A 19,503-nucleotide genomic window follows, 5' to 3' on the forward strand; every position below is an offset into this window, starting at 1 on the left:
TTTCTACGGTATAAGCACGGTTGCGCCTGTCGTCTGCCGTGCTTCGAGCCGGCGGTGCGCCTCCGCCACTTCGGCAAGCGGCATGCTTGTGTGCACCGGGATTTTCACTGCGCCGCTGAGGACGACGCTGAACAGATCCTCGCTCATGGCGACGACGTCCTCACGCCTGGCGAGATGATGGAACAGCAACTGCCAGGTGGCGAACAGCGAACCCTTTTGCATCAAAAGCATGATGTCGAATGGCGGGATCGACCCCGACGCTGTGCCGTAGCTGACGAAGGTGCCGAACGGCCGCAGGCAGTCGAGCGAGGCGGGGAAGGTCGCGTTGCCGACGCCGTCATAGACGACGTGGCAGCCTTCGCCGTTGGTGACCTCTTTCACCCGTGCGGCGAAATTCTCTTTGCTGTAGTCGATGACATGGTCGCAGCCATTGGCGCGCGCAAGTTCGGCCTTTTCGGGTGAACCGACCGTGCCGATGACGGTCGCGCCGAGATGTTTGGCCCATTGCGTCAGGATGAGGCCGACGCCGCCCGCCGCGGCATGCACCAGGATGGTATGGCCCGCCTCGACGCGAAACGTGCGGCGCAGCAGATATTGCGCCGTCAGCCCTTTCAGCATCATCGCCGCACCTGTCTCGAAATCGATGGCGTCGGGCAGATGCACGACGAAATGCGCGGGCACGATGCGTTCTTCGGCATAGGCGCCGAGCGTCTCGACATAGGCGACTCGGTCGCCAGGCGCGAAGCCGCTGACGCCTTCACCGACGGCGACGATTTCGCCGGCGCCTTCATTGCCGGGAATGAATGGCAGAGCGGGCGGCGCGTATTCGCCGGTGCGAAAATAGATGTCGACGAAGTTGAGGCCGACCGCCCGGTTGCGCACGCGCACGTCGCCCGGTCCGGGCTGGCCGATGTCGACATCTTCGTAGGCGAGCATATCTGGCCCGCCATGGCGGTGAACACGGATCGCTTTCATGGTTTCTTCCCTGCGCTGTTCTCTTGAGTGTGAGATAGCGCGTGGCGAGATATCATTGTAGACTGATACCTATGACATCAGAGTTCAAACAAAATGATATCTGAGCAGATCGGCCTCGACCTTCTCCGCACCTATGTCGCGGTCTGCCGGCAAGGTAGCCTGAGCAGGGTCGCCGCGCAGACCGGCAAGACCCAATCGGCGATGAGCATGCAGATGCGCCGGCTGGAGGGCCTGCTCCAACGGCACTTGTTCCAGCGCACCGGCCGCGGTGTCGTACCGACTGCGGCGGGAGAGCTCTTTCTGGGATACGCGACCCGCATCCTCGCTCTCGGCGACGAAGCGGTGGCGCGTCTGCAGCAGGCTAGCATTGGCGGCGGCGTGCGTATTGGTCTTGCCGAAGAGGTCACCACGGCCGCGCTTTCGGCCGCGCTTGGGCGGCTGCATCGCACCTATCCCGACATCAGCCTCGACGCGATGGTCGAGCACAGCGTTGCGCTGGGACGGCTGTGGAGCGAGGATGCGCTGGATGTCATGATTGCCCCGACATCCGTCGTCGCGGCCGATGCCGTGACGACATGGAACGTCGAACTGCAGTGGGTCTGCGCCCAGGACTATGTGCTGGACCATGACCGGCCACTCGATCTCGCCGCCTTCGGCGCAACCTGCCCTTGGCGCAGGCGGATGATCGAGGCGCTGGTCGCCGCCGGCCGGGAGCACCGGATCGTCCTGTCGTGCCAGAGCGTCACCGGCCTTCAGGCCGCGATCGAGAACGGACTGGGCGTTGGACTGCTTCCGCCCGAATCCGTGCGCACTGCTTCGATGCGGGTGCTGAAGACGTCAGCCGGCCTGCCCGAGCCGCTCACGGTCCAATACGGCCTTTACGCGCACGACCGCAGGACAGCTGTAATCGATGCCGCGATCGAAATCCTGCTTAAGGATTTGCCGGCGGCGCCACGAGCACGGGCCGCCTGACGGCGGGACGCTCTACCGGCCGTAATAGAGGGTGACGGTGTGCTTGGCCTCGGCGAAGAACAGCCAGCGCTCGACCAGCATGCCGGCGAACTGGACGGTTGCCGCAAGCACCGACAGCACCGCTGCGAATGGCCAGGGCAAAGCGAATAAGACAGAAAGCAGCAGCAGGGCAGGCAAGGCGAAAGCCAGCAACTGCGTGATCAGCCGCAGCTTTGCACCGTGCTTGCGGGCGATGCGAAAGCCCATTTCCTTGAGCAGGTAGTTCTCCTCGGTGTGCGGCCATTCCAGCGAGCGCACCGTCCCTCCGGCGAGGCCTGTCGCCGTGTTGGCGGTGGTCGCGATCTCCAGCGCGTCATTGTATCGCCACGTCGCCAGCTTCCAGCCCCAGCCGAGCAAGGTCAGCAGCAGGGCGGCTACCGCAACGGCGGTCGGGCTGATGGCGAAAGCCTGCAGCAGCGCGTTCAACAGCACGCTGCCGGTCATCGCCGAAAAGATGAGATAGCCCGGCAGCGTATACGGGCTATGCCACTGCGCGATCGGCTTCAGCGAGGCATAGATCATGCCGGTGGTGCAGACGGTGACGATTGCGCCGATAGTTGCGAGAAACCCGGCGATGGCCATCCAGCCTCCGGTGCGGCCAAAAAACACCCAGCCGATGCCGAACAGCCCGGCGGGAATGAAGGTCGCGACCGACGATACACCCTCGCGTGACAGCCAGGAGCTACGCCATTGCGAAAAGGCGCGCCAGGCGCGTTCGGGCCGGCCAAGATGGCCGGTCGACGACAAAAGGCCGGCAGCAATCAGGCCAAGCGCCAGCCCCATGCCGATAAGGCCGGGCCAGAAATGGGCCGGGATAAAACCCAGTCCGCCAAGCACGCCAAGCAGCGCCAGCAGTCCGTAGCCCGCTCCTGTGGCAGTTGTGAAGAAGACGACGGAAAAGGCTGGATGCATTGGTCAGTTCGAAAGCATGCGGTCGATCCAGCCGAGAAAACCGCCTTCGGCCGTGACTGGCTCGAGCCTTGGCGCCGGCACCGATGCGGCGCGCTGGGCGCGCGGCGGCAGATATTTGTTGGTCGGTTTGTAGCCCATCTCCGGCATCAGGTCGACGCCGCGACGCTCCGCCACCAGTTGCGAGACAGCCGACGAGGGATCGCCGAGATCGCCGAAATGCCGGGCGCTGGTCGGGCAGGCGGCAACGCAGGCCGGCACGCGGTCTTCCTCGGCCAGATTGTCATTGTAGATGCGATCGACGCAAAGCGTGCATTTCTTCATCACGCCGACATCGGTGTCGAATTCGCGCGCGCCATAGGGGCACGCCCAGCTGCACAGTTTGCAGCCGATGCATTTGCTTTCGTCGATCAGCACGATGCCGTCCGACGCCCGCTTGTAGGACGCGCCGGTCGGGCAGACAGTGACGCAGGCAGGCGTCTCGCAATGCAGACAGGAGCGCGGAAAGTTGACCGTGCGCCCGCCCGCCTCGGTCGTGTGCTCGTAGCTGTGCACGCGGTTGAACCAGACGCCGTCGACATGGCCGCCATAGGGGTCGATGTCGGTCAGTGGCGCCATGTGGCCGCCGGTGTTCCACTCCTTGCAGGCGGTGACGCAGGCCTGGCAGCCGACGCAGGTGTCGAGGTCGATGACCAGGCCAAGCTTCTTGTCTGTATGGGCGGGAAGGCAGGTCATTCCACAGCTTCCCTATGGACGCGGAACTCGGCGCCGAAGCGAAGGATGTCGGGCGATGGCTCGACATTTGGCGGCTGGCTGAAGCGCTCGAATTGCGGCTCGGTGAAGCCGGCTTCTTCGGAGGCGCATTTGACGATGCGAACCCTGAGATCGAACCACGCCGCCTGGCCGGTGACCGGATCGGAATTAGAATAGCGTTTACCGTTCGCATCGGCCGAGGTCTGGTCGCCGATGATGTGGTTGAGCAGGAAGCCGCGATTGCTCTCGGCGGCGTTGTCCTTCAGCCCCCAGGCGCCGCGCCTTTTGCCGATGGCGTTCCATGTCCAGACCGTATCCGCATTGACGCCGTCGACCAGCTTGATCTGCCCCTTCACCCGGCCGTTGATGCTTTCGATCCACACCCAGTCGTCGTCGGCCAGGTCGAGAACTGCCGCGGTCTTGTGGTGCACGAACAGGCGGTTCTGGCTGGTGATTTGCCGCAGCCACGCATTCTGCGAGCCCCAGGAATGATACATGTGCATAGGCCGCTGCGTCAGCGCATGCAGCGGGTATTTCTGCGGATCGACCGCGGCCTCTCCGAACGGCGTAAACCAGAACGGCAGCGGATCCATATAGGTCTCGATGCGCTGGCGTTCGCTCTCGGGCGGCTGGACGCGACCATGACCGCGCGCGGCGAGGCGAAAGCGCTGCATCGGTTCGCAATAGAGCTGGAACACGATCGGCTCGGCCTTGGGGATGAACCCCATCTGCTCCGCGAAGTCGAGATAGGAGCGGTTGGCCATCTTGTAATAGCGCTGGTCCTCAGCAAAGTCCTGGTGCCAGAAGCCGCCATTGTCGATGTAGCGCTGCAGCTGGTTTGGGTTGACCTCGCCCTTGCCTGCAGACGTGCCGTCCTTGCCGCGCCAGCCTGCGAGCGGGCCGATGCCTGGCGTGCGCTCGTGATTGACGATGTAGTCGGCATAGTCGCGGTATTTCGCCACCCCATCGTCGTTGACGAAGCAGGGCAGGCCGAGCCGGGCGCCGAGTTCGATCAATACTGACTGGAACGGCCTGACGTCGCGGTTGGGTTCGACGACGGGATGGCGGATGGCATCGCCTGGTCCGTCGGCATGGCTGATAGGCCGGTCGAGCAGGCTGATGCAGTCGTGACGTTCGAGATAGGTGGTGTCGGGCAGCACCAGGTCGGCGAACGGCACCGTCTCGGAATAATAGGCGTCGGAATAGATGATGAAGGGGATCTTGTAGTTGCCCGCTTCGTCATGGTCAGTGAGCATGGCAATGGTCTCGACGGTGTTCATCGAGGAATTCCACGCCATGTTCGACATGTACATCATCAGCGTGTCGATCGGGTATGGGTCGCCGGCCCACGCATTGCGGATGACCGTATGCATCAGCCCATGCGCGGCGAGCGGCGCATCCCAGGAATAAGCCTTGTCGATGCGGAGCGGCGTTCCGGCCTCGTCGACCAGGAGATCGTCCGGCCCGCAGACGAAGCCGAGCGGCATGCCGTCGAGCGGCGTCATCGGCTTGACCACCTTGCCGGTCGGCTTCGGTCCCGGCGGCGCCGAGCGCGGGTAGGGCGGCTTGAAACGGAAGCCGCCGGGCACGTCCACCGTGCCGAGCAGCACCTGCAGCAGGTGGATGGCGCGGCAGGAGTGAAAGCCGTTGGAGTGGGCCGAGATGCCGCGCATGGCATGCATCGACACCGGCCGTCCCTTGATCGTCTCGTGCCGTCGTCCGGCCCAGTCGGTCCACGCAACCGGCAGTTCGATCGTCTGTTCGAAGGCGACGTGGGCGAGTTCGGCAGCGATCCGGCGGATGGTGTCGGCCGGCATGCCGCATCGTGCCGCGACCGCATCGGGTGCGTAGCTGTCGTCCATGTAGCGGTCGGCGATAAGCCGGAACACCGGCACGCAACGGCGGCCGGCGAACGTGAAGCTGCCCGTCAGCGCCGGTTTCGCATCCGCATCGGCTGCGTTGACGGTTGTCTTCGCCACTCTGTCCCAGGCGAGAAGATTGTTGTCGCTGTCGCGCAGGAACAGCCCGTCGTCCGCCGCACCCGGCTCCTGGACGACTAGCACATGGGCGTTGGTGTAGCGCAGCAAATAATCGAGATCGACGCGGCCTGCCTTCAGCAGTTCATGGATTAGGGCTAAGACGAAGAGGCCGTCGGTGCCGGGCCGGATCCCGATCCAGTCGTCGGCAATGGCGTTGTAGCCGGTGCGACAGGGGTTGATCGACACCACCTTGGCGCCGCGTGCCTTGAGCTTGCCGAGCCCGATCTTGATCGGGTTGGAATCATGGTCTTCGGCGACGCCGAACAGCATGAAGTATTTCGTGTTGTCCCAGTCGGGCTCGCCGAACTCCCAGAACGAGCCGCCGATCGTGTAGAGCCCGCCGGCGGCCATGTTGACCGAGCAGAAGCCGCCATGGGCGGCGAAGTTCGGCGTGCCGAACTGGCTCGCCCACCAGCCGGTCAGCGATTGTGACTGGTCGCGCCCGGTGAAGAAGGCAAGCTTTTTGGGATCGGTCCGGCGGATATGCGATAGCCGCCCGGTCGCAATCGAAAGGGCTTCCTCCCATTCGATCTCACGGAATTCGCCCGAGCCGCGCGGGCCGCTGCGCAGCAGCGGCTTCTTCAGCCGCGCCGGGCTGTAGTGCTGCATGATGCCGGAGCTGCCCTTGCCGCAGATCACGCCGCGATTGACCGGATGGGCCTTGTTGCCGTTGATGTAGCGGACCTTGCCGTTCTTGATATGGACGTCGATGCCGCACCGGCAGGCGCACATATAACAGGTGGTCTTGGCGATGCTGTCGGAGGTAGCGGGCGAGGTGTCGACGCCGTCGCCTTCATCCGGCGCGCGCGTGTCGGCAAGCGGCCGTTGCGACGGTGCGGAATTGGCCCCGCGCGGCGCAGCTGGGTTCATGATGCCGGCGTGCTTTTGCTACCTGCGAATTTGGCCCGCGTCTTTGGTCCGGGGCCACGCATATAGTGTTCTTCAGGATGATAGCGGTCGCCGGCCAGCCGCCGCCTGAGGCCACGGGTCCAATGCGCAAACAGGGATCTGAACCGCCCGATCATTTTGTTGGCTGCGATTTATTGGCGAATTTTTTCTAACTTCGGCAAAAAAAGTAGAATTAAACTATCGATCCGTCTAATCAGTTGTTCTTGTAAATTCGATCGGAATTGGTTCTTAATGCACACATGACGCTGGACCAGTTGCGCATTTTCGTTGCCGTTGCCGAACGCGGCCATATGACCAAGGCGGCAGAGCTTTTGGGCATCTCCCAGTCGGCGGCGTCGGCCGCCATCCGCGCGCTCGAAGAGCAGCATGGCGTTCATCTGTTCAACCGTGTCGGCCGCAACATCGAGCTGGCTCAGACCGGCCACCGTTTCCTGCCCGAGGCCAAGGCGGTGCTGGAACGCGCCGCCGCCGCCCGAAATGTGCTGGAGCATGTCTCGCAGACGGTCGCCGGCAGTCTGTCCATCGCCGCCAGCCTGACCATCGCCAGCTACTGGCTGCCGCGCCGGCTGGCCTCTTTCCACGAGGCCTACCCGGCGGTGCGCTTGAGCGTCAGCATCGGCAACACCAGGCAGGTCGAGGCCAACGTGCTCGATGGCACCGCCGATCTCGGTCTGGTCGAGGGGCGCACCGAGTCAGACATCCTCCGCCGCACCAAGGTCGACGTCGACAGGTTGATGCTGGTCGTCGCCGCCTCGCATCCCGAAATCGCCGAGATCGCGCCGGGCCGCCCGGATATCAGAGGGCTGCGCTGGATCATCCGTGAGGGTGGTTCGGGCACGCGCGAGGTGCTGGAGGACCTGGCCCGCCGCGAGGGGATATCGCTTGGCGACCTGCAGATATTTCTGGTGCTGCCGAGCAACGAGGCGGTTCGCCAGGCGGTCGAGGCCGGCGCCGGCGCCACCATCATCTCGGACCTCGTCGTCGGACGCGCCGTCGCCGAGGGCAGTCTCCGGTCGGTGCCGCTCGAGCTGCCGAAGCGCGACTTCGCCATGATCACCCATCGTGACCGCCAGGCAAGCCTGGCCCAGATGGCGCTCAAGGCGCATCTCGGCGCTGAGGGCGGGAACCGCATCGTGAGCTCTAGCTAAACTTCCGCTGTGCATCCAGCGCCAGGCCAAGGCCGACCGAACCGAACATGTCGCCCTCGATAACGGCGGCTTGCGGCACCAGCGACAGGATTTCGCGCCGTGCCAGCGGGATGGCGGTCGAGCCGCCGGTGAGGAACACGGCGGTGATGTCGGACGCTTTCACGCCAGCATCGGCAATCGTCTGCCGCACCGTCGCGGACACCCGCTCGATGTCGGCGGCAATCGTCTCTTCCAGGCCGTCTCGCGTGATCTCGGCGGCAAAACCCGCGCCGGGCAGTGCCACCGTCACATCAGCCGAAGCCTGATCTGTCAGCGCGATCTTGGCTCGTTCGACCAGGCCGGCCAGCGCATGGCCGTAACGGTGCTCGACAATATGGATGAAGCGGTCGACAAGGTCGGCGCGGACGGCCTCGAAGCGGATCTGCCTCAGATGCGTCATCGCCTTGGCGGTGTAAACGAGGTTGATGCGTTGCCACGTCGCGAGATCAATGAAATAGCTCGCCGGCAGGTTGCGCTTGCCGTCTTTTGTGGGCGAGAGATAGCCGAGCTTGGGCATGACATGGGCGATGCTGAGCAGCCGGTCGAAATCGGTGCCGCCAATATGAATGCCTCGGTTGGCGAGGATGTCGTCCTTGCGGTCGCGTGAGCGGGCGCGTTGCGGCGAAACGCGCACGATCGAGAAGTCGGACGTGCCGCCGCCCATGTCGACGATCAACGCCAGTTCCTCGCGCTTCACGTCCTGCTCATAGTCGAGTGCTGCCGCAATCGGTTCGAACTGGAAGGCGATGTGCTTGAAGCCTTGCGCGCGCGCCGCTTTTTCAAGCTCGCTTTGCGCCTTGGCATCGGCTTCCACATCGTCGTCGACAAATTGCACCGGCCGGCCGAGCACAACGTTCTCCACCGGAGCGCCGGCATCTTCCTCAAGCCGCTTCTTCAAATGGCCGACGAACATGCCGACAATGTCGATGAAACCGATCTGCCGGGCCTTGATCCGCGTCTTCTCATGCGCCAGCGAACTGCCGAGCACGCTCTTCAGCGACCGCATCAGCCGGCCTTCGATGGCATCGGTGTAGTCGGCAATGGCGCGGCGGCCGAAATAGGTGTGACCGTCCTCGAAGTTGAAGAAAACCGCGCTTGGCAATGTCGGCTGTTCGCCTTCCAGCGCCACCAGCCGTGCCTGGCCGTTGCGGATCACGCCCACCGTAGAATTGGACGTGCCGAAATCGATGCCGCCAAATGCCTGGTGCATTGCAGCCTCCTGTCATTGGGTCGTCGCTGTGGCAGGCGTCCGCAAGGCGCGCGCCGTCCAGAGGCCTGACCGTTCTGCCGAATGATTGTGCGTGTAACCCGAGGGTTGGGAGGCGGCGGTCTATCGCAAGACTGAGAAAAGGGGAACCCCCTTTCCCCGGAAATGGGTCGTGCGCGTCAATCCCTGCGGAAGATCAGCCTGCCCAGCCAGCCGGTGATCATGGCCAGCGACACGGAGAAGACGCCGTAGAGGAAGGAGTAATCATGCGCGACGCGGAAGATCGACTGTTCGAAACCCGATTTGCGGATTTCGAGCTGGGCCGAGCTTTCCTTGAGGAACAGGCCGCTCTTGAACAGGAACGCGCGGGCTTTATGCGTTCCAACCGGGACGTTGGGCGCCAGCCGCACCGTGGCGCGAAACAGGTTCTGCGACAGGAACTGCACGCCGCCGACATTCTCGCTATAGAGGCCGGTCGCCGCCTTGCGCTCGCGCAGCGCCACGGTGAATTCCTCGATCGTCGCCGGACTGTCGGTTACCTCGGCCGGCTGCATGTAAAGGTTGGAGGCGCCGAGCGACAGCTGCTTGTAGCTGTTGGGTTCGGTGATGTCCTGCAGCGGCCGCGTCGTGGCGACGGAGTAGGATACCGGCACGTTCTCGAAGGTCTCCGATTCCAGGTTGACCCAGACGCCGAGCACGCGGTCCTTGCGGCGCACCACCACCGGCCGCGGCGGGCCTTCGAGCACGACGATGACGTCGTAGCGCCCCTGTCGCGCGACCAGCGGGTCGGGGTTTTCCAGCGAACCGAAAATGGTCAGGTCGGCGCCGGAAAAACCGGCGGTGATCGACACGGCGTCGGTGGAGAGACCGATCTGGATGCCTTCCGGCAAGGGGTTCGGCGATTGCGCTGCGGCCGGCAGAGCGACGGCGATAAGCAAAGCGGCGGCCGAAAAAATCCCCCACTGCGGCATCAGTTCAGGCCCGCGGCGGTCAGCGAATAGAGGTTTAGCGGCGTGACGAAGAGATCGATGGCAAGCCGGATGGCAACCGCCAGCACCAGCAGCGCCAGCAGTGCCCTGAGCTGTTCGCCGCGCAGCTTCTGTCCTGCCTTGGCGCCATATTGCGCGCCGGCAACGCCGCCCGCCATCAGCAGGAAGGCAAGCATGACGTCGACCGTCTGGTTGGTGGTGGCGTGGACAAGCGTGGTGTAGGCCGAGGTGAAAATGATCTGGAACAGCGAGGTGCCGATGACGACGTTGGTCGGCACTTTCAAGAGATAGATCAGCGCCGGCACCATGATGAAGCCGCCGCCGACACCCATGATCGACGACAGGAAGCCGATGCCGGCGCCGAGCCCCAGCACCGGAATGACGCTGACGAACAGCTTCGAGGCCCTGAAGCGCATCTTCAGCGGCAGCCGGTGGATCCAGTTGTGCTGGCCGGATTTCTTCAAGACCGGCGCCGCACCGCTGCGCGTGGCGCGCAGCGCATTGACGCTCTCGACCAGCATCAGCCCGCCGACGGTGCCGAGCAGCACGACGTAGAGCAGCGAAATGAACAAATCGAGTTGGCCGAGCCGGCGCAGGAAGGCAAAGACAAAGATACCACCGGTCGAGCCGACGATGCCGCCGGCCAGCAGCACCCCGCCGAGCTTGAAGTCGAGCGTGCCGCGCTTCATGTGCGACAGCGCGCCGGAGAAGGAGGAGGCGATAACCTGGTTGGCGCCAGTGGCAACGGCGATTGCCGGCGGGATGTTGTAGAAGATCAAGAGCGGCGTGATCAGAAAGCCGCCACCGACCCCGAACATGCCCGACAGGAAACCCACCGCCGCGCCCATTGCCAGCAGCACGAAGACGTTGACGGAAATTTCCGCGATCGGGAGATAGATGCCCACCCGTCAGTCTCGATCAGTTTGCCTGTCGGCGATTGCAGCCATTCCAGGGCATTGTCGCACCGAAAAGCCAATTCTTTCTTGCACCGCCGGGGCAGTGGGATCAAACCCCGCCGCCCTACCGAAACAAAAAACATCTCAAGCAGTTAACAGGCAAATGTATGGCAAGGGCGTCGCGTTAGCGACGCATCTGCCGTTATTTGTGCGCCAGCAGCGCCTTCACCAGCTTTTCGTCGATTTCGCCGGTCGCCTGCATCTTGTTGTCGGTCTGGAAAGCCATGATTGCGGTCTTGGTCTTGCCGCCCATCACGCCATCGGCGCCGCCGGCATCGTAGCCGTTCTTGTTGAGGATGAGCTGGATGTTCTTGACCGCCTTCTTCATGTCAACGCTGGCGGTGGTCTGCGGCGTGCCTTCCTGCCAGGATTCAGGAATGTCGGCCGAGTTGGACGCAGGGTCGAGCGGCTTCGGCTTCCACAGTTCCGTGGCGGCGCGCGCCCGCTCCAGCTGTTCGGGGCGCAGCGCAGTGGCGACTTCGTCGCGCTTTGCAGCCGCATCCTTGTCGCCGGTCTTGGCGACGAGCGCAAACCATTTGTAGGATTCCTCCAGGCTCTGCTTCATGCCGACGCCCTTTGCCGCCAGGATGCCGAGATTGAACTGGCTGTCCTTGACGCCGACATCGGCCGCCGCCTGAAACCAGTGCGCGGCCGATTCATTGTCGGTCACGCCGTCGGCGGCCATGGCAAACAGAACGGCCAGATTGTGCATGGCGCTGGCATTACCCTGCGCGGCGGCGAGCTGGTAGAAGGTCTTTGCCTTCTTGACGTCGCGCGTGACGCCGATGCCCTTCTCGTAGAAATTGCCGATGCGGTATTCCGCCGGTGCGAAGCCGAGCTCGGCCGACTTTTCGTACCATTTGGCCGCTGCCGCCATGTCTTCCTTGACGCCGCGCGATTCAGCATAGCGCGAACCGAGCTCGAACAGCGCCTTGGCGTCACCGCCGGCAGCCGCGTCGCGCAAGGCTTGCGGGCCGGCATCGGCCGGAACGTCTATCTTGGCCACGATAGGTGCTACCGCGGCATCAGCCGGCGGAACGGCGCCGGTAGTATCCGAGGCCGTCGTATCCGAGGCCGAGGGCGCTACGACGGCGGCCGCAGGCTGCGCGTCGGCAGCCCCCGGTTCCGCAGTGGCGGTGGTCGGCAGCATTGCATTTGGCGCGGGGGCCGGATCGGCCAAAGCCATCGGCGCTGGCGCGGGCTCCACCGCCGGCATTTCGGGCCCAGCGACCGAGGCCGCATTCATTGGCGCATCGTTGCCAGCTGCCGGTTCCGTGGGCTCCGCCTGCCTGACGATCCGGGCCGGCACGTCCTGAACGGCCACCTGCTGTTCTGCCTTGGGTTGGCTGGCAGCGTTGACCGAGGCAGTCTCGACCGGCTGCGAGGCGATGATCGGCGCTGTATCGTTGCTTGCGACCTCGACCGGGTCGGCGAAGAAGGCCTTGCCCAACTGGAGGCCGGCAAGCGCCAGCATGATCGCGACCGCTCCCATGAGTATCGGCTTGCGCCGCGCCTTGAGCAGGTCGCCGATGCGAAGCGCCTTGACCGGGCCCTTCATGGTGGACTGGCGTTTCAACGCGTCGGCCTCGGCGGCCGCAGCCTGCGCCGCGCGCCTGGCAGCGGCAATGAAGTCGGATTTCGATGCATCGCCGGAGTTTTGGCGCACCGGTGGGCCACGTTCGTCGCGTACGCGCTTCATGATGGCGTTGAGGTCGGGCGCGCCGGAGCCCGGCTCCAACGGCCGGTTGGCGAGCTTCGGATCGAGCGGCTCGTCGAGATCGACGCTCGGCATGTCGACATTGGGCCCCGAGCCGGCAAGCGGCGGCATGTCAGCCGGCTTCTTGCCCCTGAAGGCGCGCGCCAATCCACCGAACAGCGACGTCTTGGCCGTGGCTTCGCCTTTCTCGGCAATCCTGTCGGAACCGAGCGCTGCCTGGGCAGCGGCCGCGGCAGCCTCGGCTGGCGAGCGCCGCACGGGTTCGCTGCCCATGACCGGGTCGCTACGCGTACCCGGGTCGGCGCGCATATCCGGCTCGCTGCGCATGATGGCGGCGGCGCGGCCGTCGAGATCGGCCATGTCTCCGGTCAGCGGCAGCGGCTGGTCGATATCCATCGACGGCGCGTCCTGCACCGAAATCTTGGAGGCGCGTGCATCGCGGGCCCGCCGCGCCGGCTCGGCCTGGGCATCCAGAAGCTCGCTCACCGCCTCGGCCGGTTCGCTGGTCTCCAGCGAGCCCAGACGATCGACGATCTTGAGCAACGTGTCGTGGATAGCCTCGAATGTCCGTGAATTGCGCTCGTCCGAACGACGCGTCAGCGCTTCCAGCGTCTTCAGATCCTGGGCAAGGCCGGTAACGGCCGCGGTGTTGGCGTTGGAATCTGCCAGCGAGCGCACGGCGCTCTCGGCCGCTTCGCGTGCCGCGCCCATGATGGATTCGCGGGTTCCAGCCAGCGACTTCTCGATTTCGTTGAGACGCGGGCTGATGTCCTCGAATTCCGGCAGCGGCGTGCCGGGCTTCGACAGGTGAGCCGACAGGCCGGAGACCTGCGCCTCGAGGCTGCGGATCAGTGCCGGATCGATGCCGGCGACCTGCGCGGCCGACGATTCCAGCCGGCTTGAAATGTCTTCGAGCCGGCTTTCCAGGCCGCGGATCGCCGCCTCGTTGGCAGGATCGGGAATGCGCGTCTCCATGCGTTGGGCGAGTGCGGTGAAGCGTGCGTCGATGGCGTCCATGATGCCGGCGCTGTCAGCCTGCGGCTGACGCTGGTCCAGCCGGTCGGCAACCTCGTCCAGCCGCCGCTCGAGATCGCGAAACAGCATGTTGCCCTGTTCGATGGCGTCGCCCTGCCGACGTTCCATCATGCCCGACAGCACGTCGAAGCGCTGTTCCAGACCCTGGAAGATATAGTCGGCGTCGGGCATGGCCGGGGCGCGGTCGATCTTGTCGGCGATCATCACGATCTGCTTGCCGAGGCGCTCCATCGCCTGTTCCGGCAGATTGGCGCGGCCGGCAAGCTCGTCGACCCTGTTCGACAGCGTGCTGAGACGGTCGAGAACCTCGCCGCTCGGACGAACCTGCACGACTTCCTCGATCTGCTGCGCCAGCGAGGCGATCCGCTTCTCGATGCGCTCGAACGGTTCGGGGTCGAAGGAATTGGCCTGTGCGGCGACGGTCGAGGCGACGATGGCGCGCGAAATCTCATCGAGCCGTTCGTCGATCAGGCCAAGCGTGTCGCCGCCGCGGTTGCTCTGCTGGCTGACGAAATGATCGACGGCGCCGGCAAGCGTGCGGACCTTTTCTTCCATCGAGCGCAGCGACAGCGATTCCGGCAGATTGTGGACCGCATTGCTGATCTGTTCGAGCCGGTCGGTCAGGGCCGAAAATCCGGGGCCGTCGGCGCGGTTGCGCTGGTCGGCGTCGACACGGTCCTCGAACGCGCTCCAGCGGCGGTCGAAATCGTCCCAGCGGCGGTCGACCTTCAGCACGCTTTCCTCGCGCGCCAATGTGTCGAGCGCCGTCTTTACCTGCTCGAGCTCGAGCCGCAGCATGTTGACGCTTCGGTCGTCGCTCTTCTCGGCCAGCGTCTGGATGGCGCCGGACAGCCGCTCGAATTCGACGCCGAGTTCGGCGCTGCCCTTGCCGGGCAAGCCGCCTGCCTGACCACCCGATTGGTTGCTCGCCTGGAAGGCCCGTTCGATGTCCTTGCGCAACGCGGCGAATTCGCGCTGCAGGCCGGCCGTCATCTGATGGCGCAGTTCCTCGCGCAGGCCACGCAATTCGCCGGCGATCTTGCCGACCACGGCGACGCTGTCTTCCTGGCCGCGCACGCGGTCGATGTCGCGCGCGATCGCCTGATAGTTCTGGTCGAAGCCGGCCGGCCCGGCGCCTTTCGGCCGCGGCGTGGGCTGCGGGTCCTCGTACCAGCGCGGCGGGGCGTAGGGCTGGGCGCTTGCGTAGCGCGGCTCTGCCGGCGGCCGGCGCGGATCGAAGCGCTCGGCGGCGTCCTCGCGCTTGCGCTCCAGCCGCTGCTCCAGCGTTTCCAGCGAGCGGTTCAATTCATCAAGTGTGGTGTTCGGCCTGCGCGGCCTGCCGGCGTTGAGTGTATCGAGATAGGACCGCTTGCTGTTCATCGATGCGTCCGTTTTTCAGAATGGCTGGCTTGCTGCCAGTTTCCCAAGTCCTTGTCGGGAACGAAGGCGGCCGCGCGGCACTGCTGCGGCGGAAGACGAGCTTCCCGGGCCAGGCCCGCTCTCCGAAAAACCGTGAAAAATTCGCTACAGGATAAACACGGGTGACCGACATCCGCACATTTCACCCATCGTGGTAAACAAGGTGTTAACCAAGCTTAAGAAGTTACGGCATTGCTGAAATACAGGCGGTGCCCGTTCGGACCCGGCGCCGGGGGTGCGGCATAAGGTTTCGCAATCCCAGAACGCCCTTGCGTCATGCGGCGGCTATCGATATAGAATTGACGTAAACGTAAGAGGGGCGCCGTTCGTGCCTTTTGCGATGAATTAGTTGAAACCACGACTGGAAGCATGCCCCCGCTTCCACTCAGGCGTTGCAAGGTCCGAGACCGCGATGCCACGACAGGGGAAAGCCAGTGACTATGAAACTTGTTTCGCCCGGCGAAGCCGCGGCCAACACCAACAATATGTCTGCCGAAGCCAGTGAGGAGCTCGTGCGCATCGGCGAGATGGCCAAGAAATACGGCGTGACGCTGCGCACGCTGCGTTTCTATGAAGACAAGGGCCTGCTCAATCCAAAGCGCGATGGGGCGACGCGGCTATACACGCGTCGCGACAAGGCGCGGCTGAAGCTGATCCTGCTCGGCCGCAAGGTCGGGTTCTCGCTACGCGACGTCAAGCAGATGATGGATCTCTACGATCCGACGGGATCCAACACCAAGCAGCTGCGGCTGGCTCTCGACAAGTCGGAGAAGCAGCTTGCCCGCCTGCAGAAGCAGCGCGCGCTGATCGACGACGCCATCAACGAGTTGAGCGGCTCGATGTCGGCCGTGCGCCAGATGCTGTCCGAGCGTTCGGCCCCGGCCAGCGCCGCCAGCTGATTTTGCTCCGCAGCTCCCGGCGAAAGCTTTGAACGGAAGAGCCGCGCGGCCGCCCGCGCGGCTCTTTTTGTTTGACCCCCCTTGCTTTGCGCAAAGCCATGCACCGCTCGTGCGACAGGCTGGCATAAGTAAATTTTGTCGCGGCGACTAAATTGACGTTTACGCAAACGTCAATTTTTGCTATCCCGCTTTCAACATTGGCCCGCATGCCGCCCCAACCTCATGTTTCGGGGCTCGATCTCGCGGCCAAGACCCGCATGGTGGAGGAAACACATGCCGATCTACAGGGCGCCGGTCCAGGACACGCTGTTCGTGCTCAACGAGGTGCTGGGCTATCAGCGCTACTCCAACCTTCCCGGATTTGCCGACGCGACGCCCGACGTTGTCGAGGCGATCCTCGCCGAAGGCGCCAAGCTCGCCGAAAACGTTATGCATCCTCTGAACCGCGTCGGTGACGTGGAAGGCTGCGTGCGCCATGAGGACGGCTCGGTGACGACGCCGAAGGGCTTCAAGGAAGCCTACGACCAGTATCGCGAAGGCGGCTGGATGGGACTGGCGGCGCCCGTCGAGTTCGGCGGCCAGGGGCTGCCCTATGCCGTGCACACCGCGGTTGCCGAATACATGGTTTCGGCCAACATGGCGCTGATGATGTATCCCGGCCTGACGCAAGGCGCGATCGCGGCGATCATCACCCACGGCACCGACGAGCAGAAGGCGACATGGCTTCCGAAGCTGGTCGAGGGGTCCTGGACCGGCACCATGAACCTGACCGAGCCGCATTGCGGCACCGATCTCGGTCTGCTGCGCACCAAGGCGGTGCCGAACGGCAACGGCACCTACAAGATATCCGGCCAGAAGATCTTCATCTCGGCCGGCGAGCACGACATGTCGGAAAACATCGTTCATCTCGTGTTGGCCCGCATCGAAGGCGCGCCGGCAGGCGTGAAGGGCATCTCGCTGTTCATCGTGCCAAAGCTGAAGCTCGATGCCTCGGGCAATCCGGGCGAGAAGAACACGCTCTCCTGCGGGTCGATCGAGGAGAAGATGGGCATCCACGGCAATTCGACTTGCGTCATGAATTATGACCAGGCCGAAGGCACGCTGCTCGGCGAGGCCAATGGCGGCCTGAAGGCGATGTTCACGATGATGAATGAAGCCCGCCTCGGCGTCGGCCTGCAGGGCCTGTCGCTGTCCGAGATCGCCTACCAGAACGCGGTCTCCTACGCCAAGGACCGGCTGCAGGGCCGCTCGCTGTCTGGCGCCAAGGCGCCGGACAGACAAGCCGATCCGATCATCGTCCATCCCGACATCCGCCGCTCGCTGATGACCATGAAGGCCTTCAATGAGGCCGGCCGCGCGCTGGCGCTGTGGACGGCGATCAAGTCCGACATCGCCCACCGCTCCGCCGACGACAAGGATCGCCAGGCGGCCGACGACTATACCGGCCTGCTGACGCCGGTGATCAAGGGCGTGCTCACCGACAAGGGTTTTGACCATGCAGTCATGGCGCAGCAGGTGTTCGGGGGCCACGGCTACATCGAAGAGCACGGCATGAGCCAGTTCGTGCGCGATGCCCGCATCGCCATGATCTATGAAGGCGCCAACGGCATCCAGGCGCTCGACCTCGTCGGCCGCAAGCTAGGTCTGAATGGCGGCCGCGCCGTGCAGGCCTTCTTCAAGGACGTCGGCGAGTTCTGCGAGGAGAACCGCGCCGACGAGAAGCTGGCGCCTTTCACCAAGGCGCTGAAGAAGGGCCTCAACGATCTGCAGGCGGCGACCATGTGGCTGGTGCAGAACGGCATGGCCAAGCCCGACAATGCCGGCGCCGCGTCGACCGATTACATGCATCTCTTCGGCCTGGTCGCGCTGGGCTATATGTGGGCGCAGATGGCCAAGGCCGCGCTCGGTAAGACCGGGGCCAATGGCTCCCAATCTGTCCACGAAAATGGGGCTTTTTACGATAACAAGATGGTGACGGCGCGCTTCTTCATGGAGCGGATCATGCCCGAGACATCGGCACATCTCGCCCGCATTTCCAGTGGTGCGGACACGCTAATGGCGCTGCCTGCGGAAGCGTTCTAGAAATGGCTGGCGTCCCCCTCCCCCTTGAGGTGAGGGTGGCCCGAAGGGCCGGGAGGGGTCCTTGCGTGCAGTGCGCCGGCTGGTTGGCGCTTTGGTAGGAGATGATCGCAATGCCCCAAACCCGCGTCAATTCCGAAGATAAGGTCGAGCACGTCATCGGCGACCCCACCCGACCGCTTCGCGGCCACCCTCCCCTCGAGGGGGAGGGGGACGTTGGCGCGGGAGAAACGGCATGACAAATCCAGCCGAAGTGCTCTCCTTGCCGAAGCCCGCCTGGGCGGCGGACGAGGTCGGCATGCTCTACGACATGGCGCACCGCTTCATGTCGGAAGAGATCGCGCCGCGCTACGACGAGTTCGAGAAGAACGAGATGGTCGACCGCGAGAGCTGGCGCAAGGCGGGTGCCGCCGGCCTGCTCTGCGCCTCTATGCCGGAGGAATATGGCGGCTCCGGCGGCACCTTCGCGCATGAGAGCGCCATCATCGAGGCGATCGGCCATGTCGGCGTCGACGGTTTCGGCATCGGCCTGCACAATGCGATCGTTGCTCCTTACATCCTTCATTACGGCTCCGAGGAGCAGAAGAAGAAATGGCTGCCGAAGCTGGCAACCGGCGAACTGATCGGCGCCATCGCCATGACCGAGCCGGGCGCCGGCTCCGACCTGCAAGGCGTCAAGACGCGCGCCGAGAAGGACGGCAACCAGTACAAGATCAACGGTTCGAAAACCTTCATCACCAATGGCCAACTGGCCAATTTCATCATCGTCGTCACCAAGACCGATCCGGCCAAAGGCGCCAAGGGCACCTCGCTGATCGTCGTCGAGGCCGACGAGGCCGAAGGCTTCGAACGCGGCCGCAACCTCGACAAGATCGGCCTGAAAGCCAACGACACGTCGGAGCTGTTCTTCAATGATCTGCGCGTGCCGACCTCGAACCTGCTTGGCCACGAAGAGGGACAGGGCTTCATCCAGCTGATGCAGCAATTGCCGCAGGAGCGCCTGCAGATCGGCACCGGCGCCATCGCCATGATCGAACGCGCCCTGGCGCTGACCATCGACTACGTCAAGGATCGCAAGGCTTTCGGCAAAGCGATCATCGAGTTCCAGAACACCCAGTTCAAGCTCGCCGAACTGAAGACCGAGGCCACCATCGGCCGCGTCTTCTACAATGATTGCGTCACCCGCCACATCAATGGCGGGCTGGATCCGGTGACGGCGTCGATGGCGAAATACTGGCTCTCGGACCTGCAGGGAAAAGTCGTCGACGAATGCCTTCAATTGCATGGCGGCTATGGCTACATGAATGAATATCCGATCGCCCGCATGTTCCGCGACGCCCGCGTCCAGCGCATCTACGGCGGCACCAACGAGATCATGAAATTGCTGATCGGCCGCTCTCTCTGAGAGCGACGTCGGCA

General features: G+C 64.1%; 13 protein-coding genes. 5 read left to right on the forward strand and 8 right to left on the reverse strand.

Features of this window, described 5'->3' with window-relative positions; genetic code table 11:
- Window positions 1–3: 3 nt before the first annotated feature.
- A complete protein-coding gene (locus AC3EMP_RS07905; RefSeq protein ID WP_023688710.1) occupies window positions 4–975 on the reverse strand; it encodes a quinone oxidoreductase family protein in 972 nt (323 codons plus the stop codon).
- A gap of 93 nt (window positions 976–1,068) precedes the next feature.
- Between AC3EMP_RS07905 and AC3EMP_RS07910 the strand changes: the two genes are divergently transcribed.
- Entirely contained in the window at window positions 1,069–1,947 is an 879-nt protein-coding gene (locus AC3EMP_RS07910) for a LysR substrate-binding domain-containing protein (protein ID WP_023688709.1), read from the forward strand.
- Window positions 1,948–1,959: 12 nt separating this feature from the next.
- Here AC3EMP_RS07910 and AC3EMP_RS07915 read toward each other — a convergent pair whose 3' ends face one another.
- From AC3EMP_RS07915 to AC3EMP_RS07925, 3 genes are read right to left on the reverse strand one after another with little or no spacing between them, the layout of a single operon-like run.
- Window positions 1,960–2,898 (reverse strand): dimethyl sulfoxide reductase anchor subunit family protein, encoded by a 939-nt coding sequence (locus AC3EMP_RS07915; protein WP_023692554.1) that lies wholly within the window; start codon window positions 2,896–2,898, stop codon window positions 1,960–1,962.
- 3 nt (window positions 2,899–2,901) lie between these two features.
- Window positions 2,902–3,630 carry a 4Fe-4S dicluster domain-containing protein gene (locus AC3EMP_RS07920; RefSeq protein WP_023834317.1) on the reverse strand — a complete coding sequence of 243 codons (729 nt, stop codon included), beginning with the start codon at window positions 3,628–3,630 and terminating at the stop codon, window positions 2,902–2,904.
- Window positions 3,627–6,557: a molybdopterin oxidoreductase family protein gene (locus AC3EMP_RS07925; RefSeq protein ID WP_352710370.1), complete on the reverse strand. Its 2,931-nt coding sequence runs from the start codon at window positions 6,555–6,557 to the stop codon at window positions 3,627–3,629. The genes AC3EMP_RS07920 and AC3EMP_RS07925 overlap by 4 nt, the downstream gene beginning before the upstream one ends.
- Before the next feature lie 278 nt (window positions 6,558–6,835).
- Here AC3EMP_RS07925 and AC3EMP_RS07930 point away from each other — a divergent pair, with 278 nt between their 5' ends.
- On the forward strand, window positions 6,836–7,744 hold the full coding sequence (locus tag AC3EMP_RS07930) for a LysR family transcriptional regulator (protein ID WP_023696707.1): 909 nt from the start codon (window positions 6,836–6,838) through the stop codon (window positions 7,742–7,744).
- Here the strand turns inward: AC3EMP_RS07930 and AC3EMP_RS07935 are convergent.
- From AC3EMP_RS07935 to AC3EMP_RS07950, 4 genes are all read right to left on the reverse strand, one after another.
- Window positions 7,737–8,993, reverse strand: coding sequence for an Hsp70 family protein (locus tag AC3EMP_RS07935; protein WP_023823733.1), 1,257 nt, complete (start codon window positions 8,991–8,993; stop codon window positions 7,737–7,739). The genes AC3EMP_RS07930 and AC3EMP_RS07935 overlap by 8 nt on opposite strands.
- A 176-nt stretch (window positions 8,994–9,169) precedes the next feature.
- Window positions 9,170–9,961 carry a TIGR02186 family protein gene (locus tag AC3EMP_RS07940; protein WP_352510949.1) on the reverse strand — a complete coding sequence of 264 codons (792 nt, stop codon included), beginning with the start codon at window positions 9,959–9,961 and terminating at the stop codon, window positions 9,170–9,172.
- Window positions 9,961–10,884, reverse strand: a complete 924-nt coding sequence (locus AC3EMP_RS07945) for a sulfite exporter TauE/SafE family protein (RefSeq protein ID WP_352510948.1) — start codon at window positions 10,882–10,884, stop codon at window positions 9,961–9,963. The genes AC3EMP_RS07940 and AC3EMP_RS07945 overlap by 1 nt, the downstream gene beginning before the upstream one ends.
- A 193-nt stretch (window positions 10,885–11,077) precedes the next feature.
- Window positions 11,078–15,067, reverse strand: coding sequence for a peptidoglycan-binding protein (locus tag AC3EMP_RS07950; protein WP_352710373.1), 3,990 nt, complete (start codon window positions 15,065–15,067; stop codon window positions 11,078–11,080).
- 479 nt (window positions 15,068–15,546) lie between these two features.
- Here AC3EMP_RS07950 and AC3EMP_RS07955 point away from each other — a divergent pair, with 479 nt between their 5' ends.
- The 3 genes from AC3EMP_RS07955 to AC3EMP_RS07965 all read left to right on the forward strand — a co-directional run bounded on the left by AC3EMP_RS07955 (window position 15,547) and on the right by AC3EMP_RS07965 (window position 19,489).
- Window positions 15,547–16,005 carry a MerR family transcriptional regulator gene (locus AC3EMP_RS07955; RefSeq protein WP_023669610.1) on the forward strand — a complete coding sequence of 153 codons (459 nt, stop codon included), beginning with the start codon at window positions 15,547–15,549 and terminating at the stop codon, window positions 16,003–16,005.
- A gap of 273 nt (window positions 16,006–16,278) precedes the next feature.
- Window positions 16,279–18,087, forward strand: coding sequence for an acyl-CoA dehydrogenase (locus AC3EMP_RS07960; RefSeq protein WP_352710375.1), 1,809 nt, complete (start codon window positions 16,279–16,281; stop codon window positions 18,085–18,087).
- Between the two features lie 232 nt (window positions 18,088–18,319).
- Complete coding sequence (locus AC3EMP_RS07965; RefSeq protein WP_023696702.1) at window positions 18,320–19,489, forward strand: acyl-CoA dehydrogenase family protein; 1,170 nt, start codon at window positions 18,320–18,322, stop codon at window positions 19,487–19,489.
- Window positions 19,490–19,503: the final 14 nt, after the last annotated feature.

The sequence above is a fragment of the Mesorhizobium sp. P160219 genome (assembly GCF_057786095.1).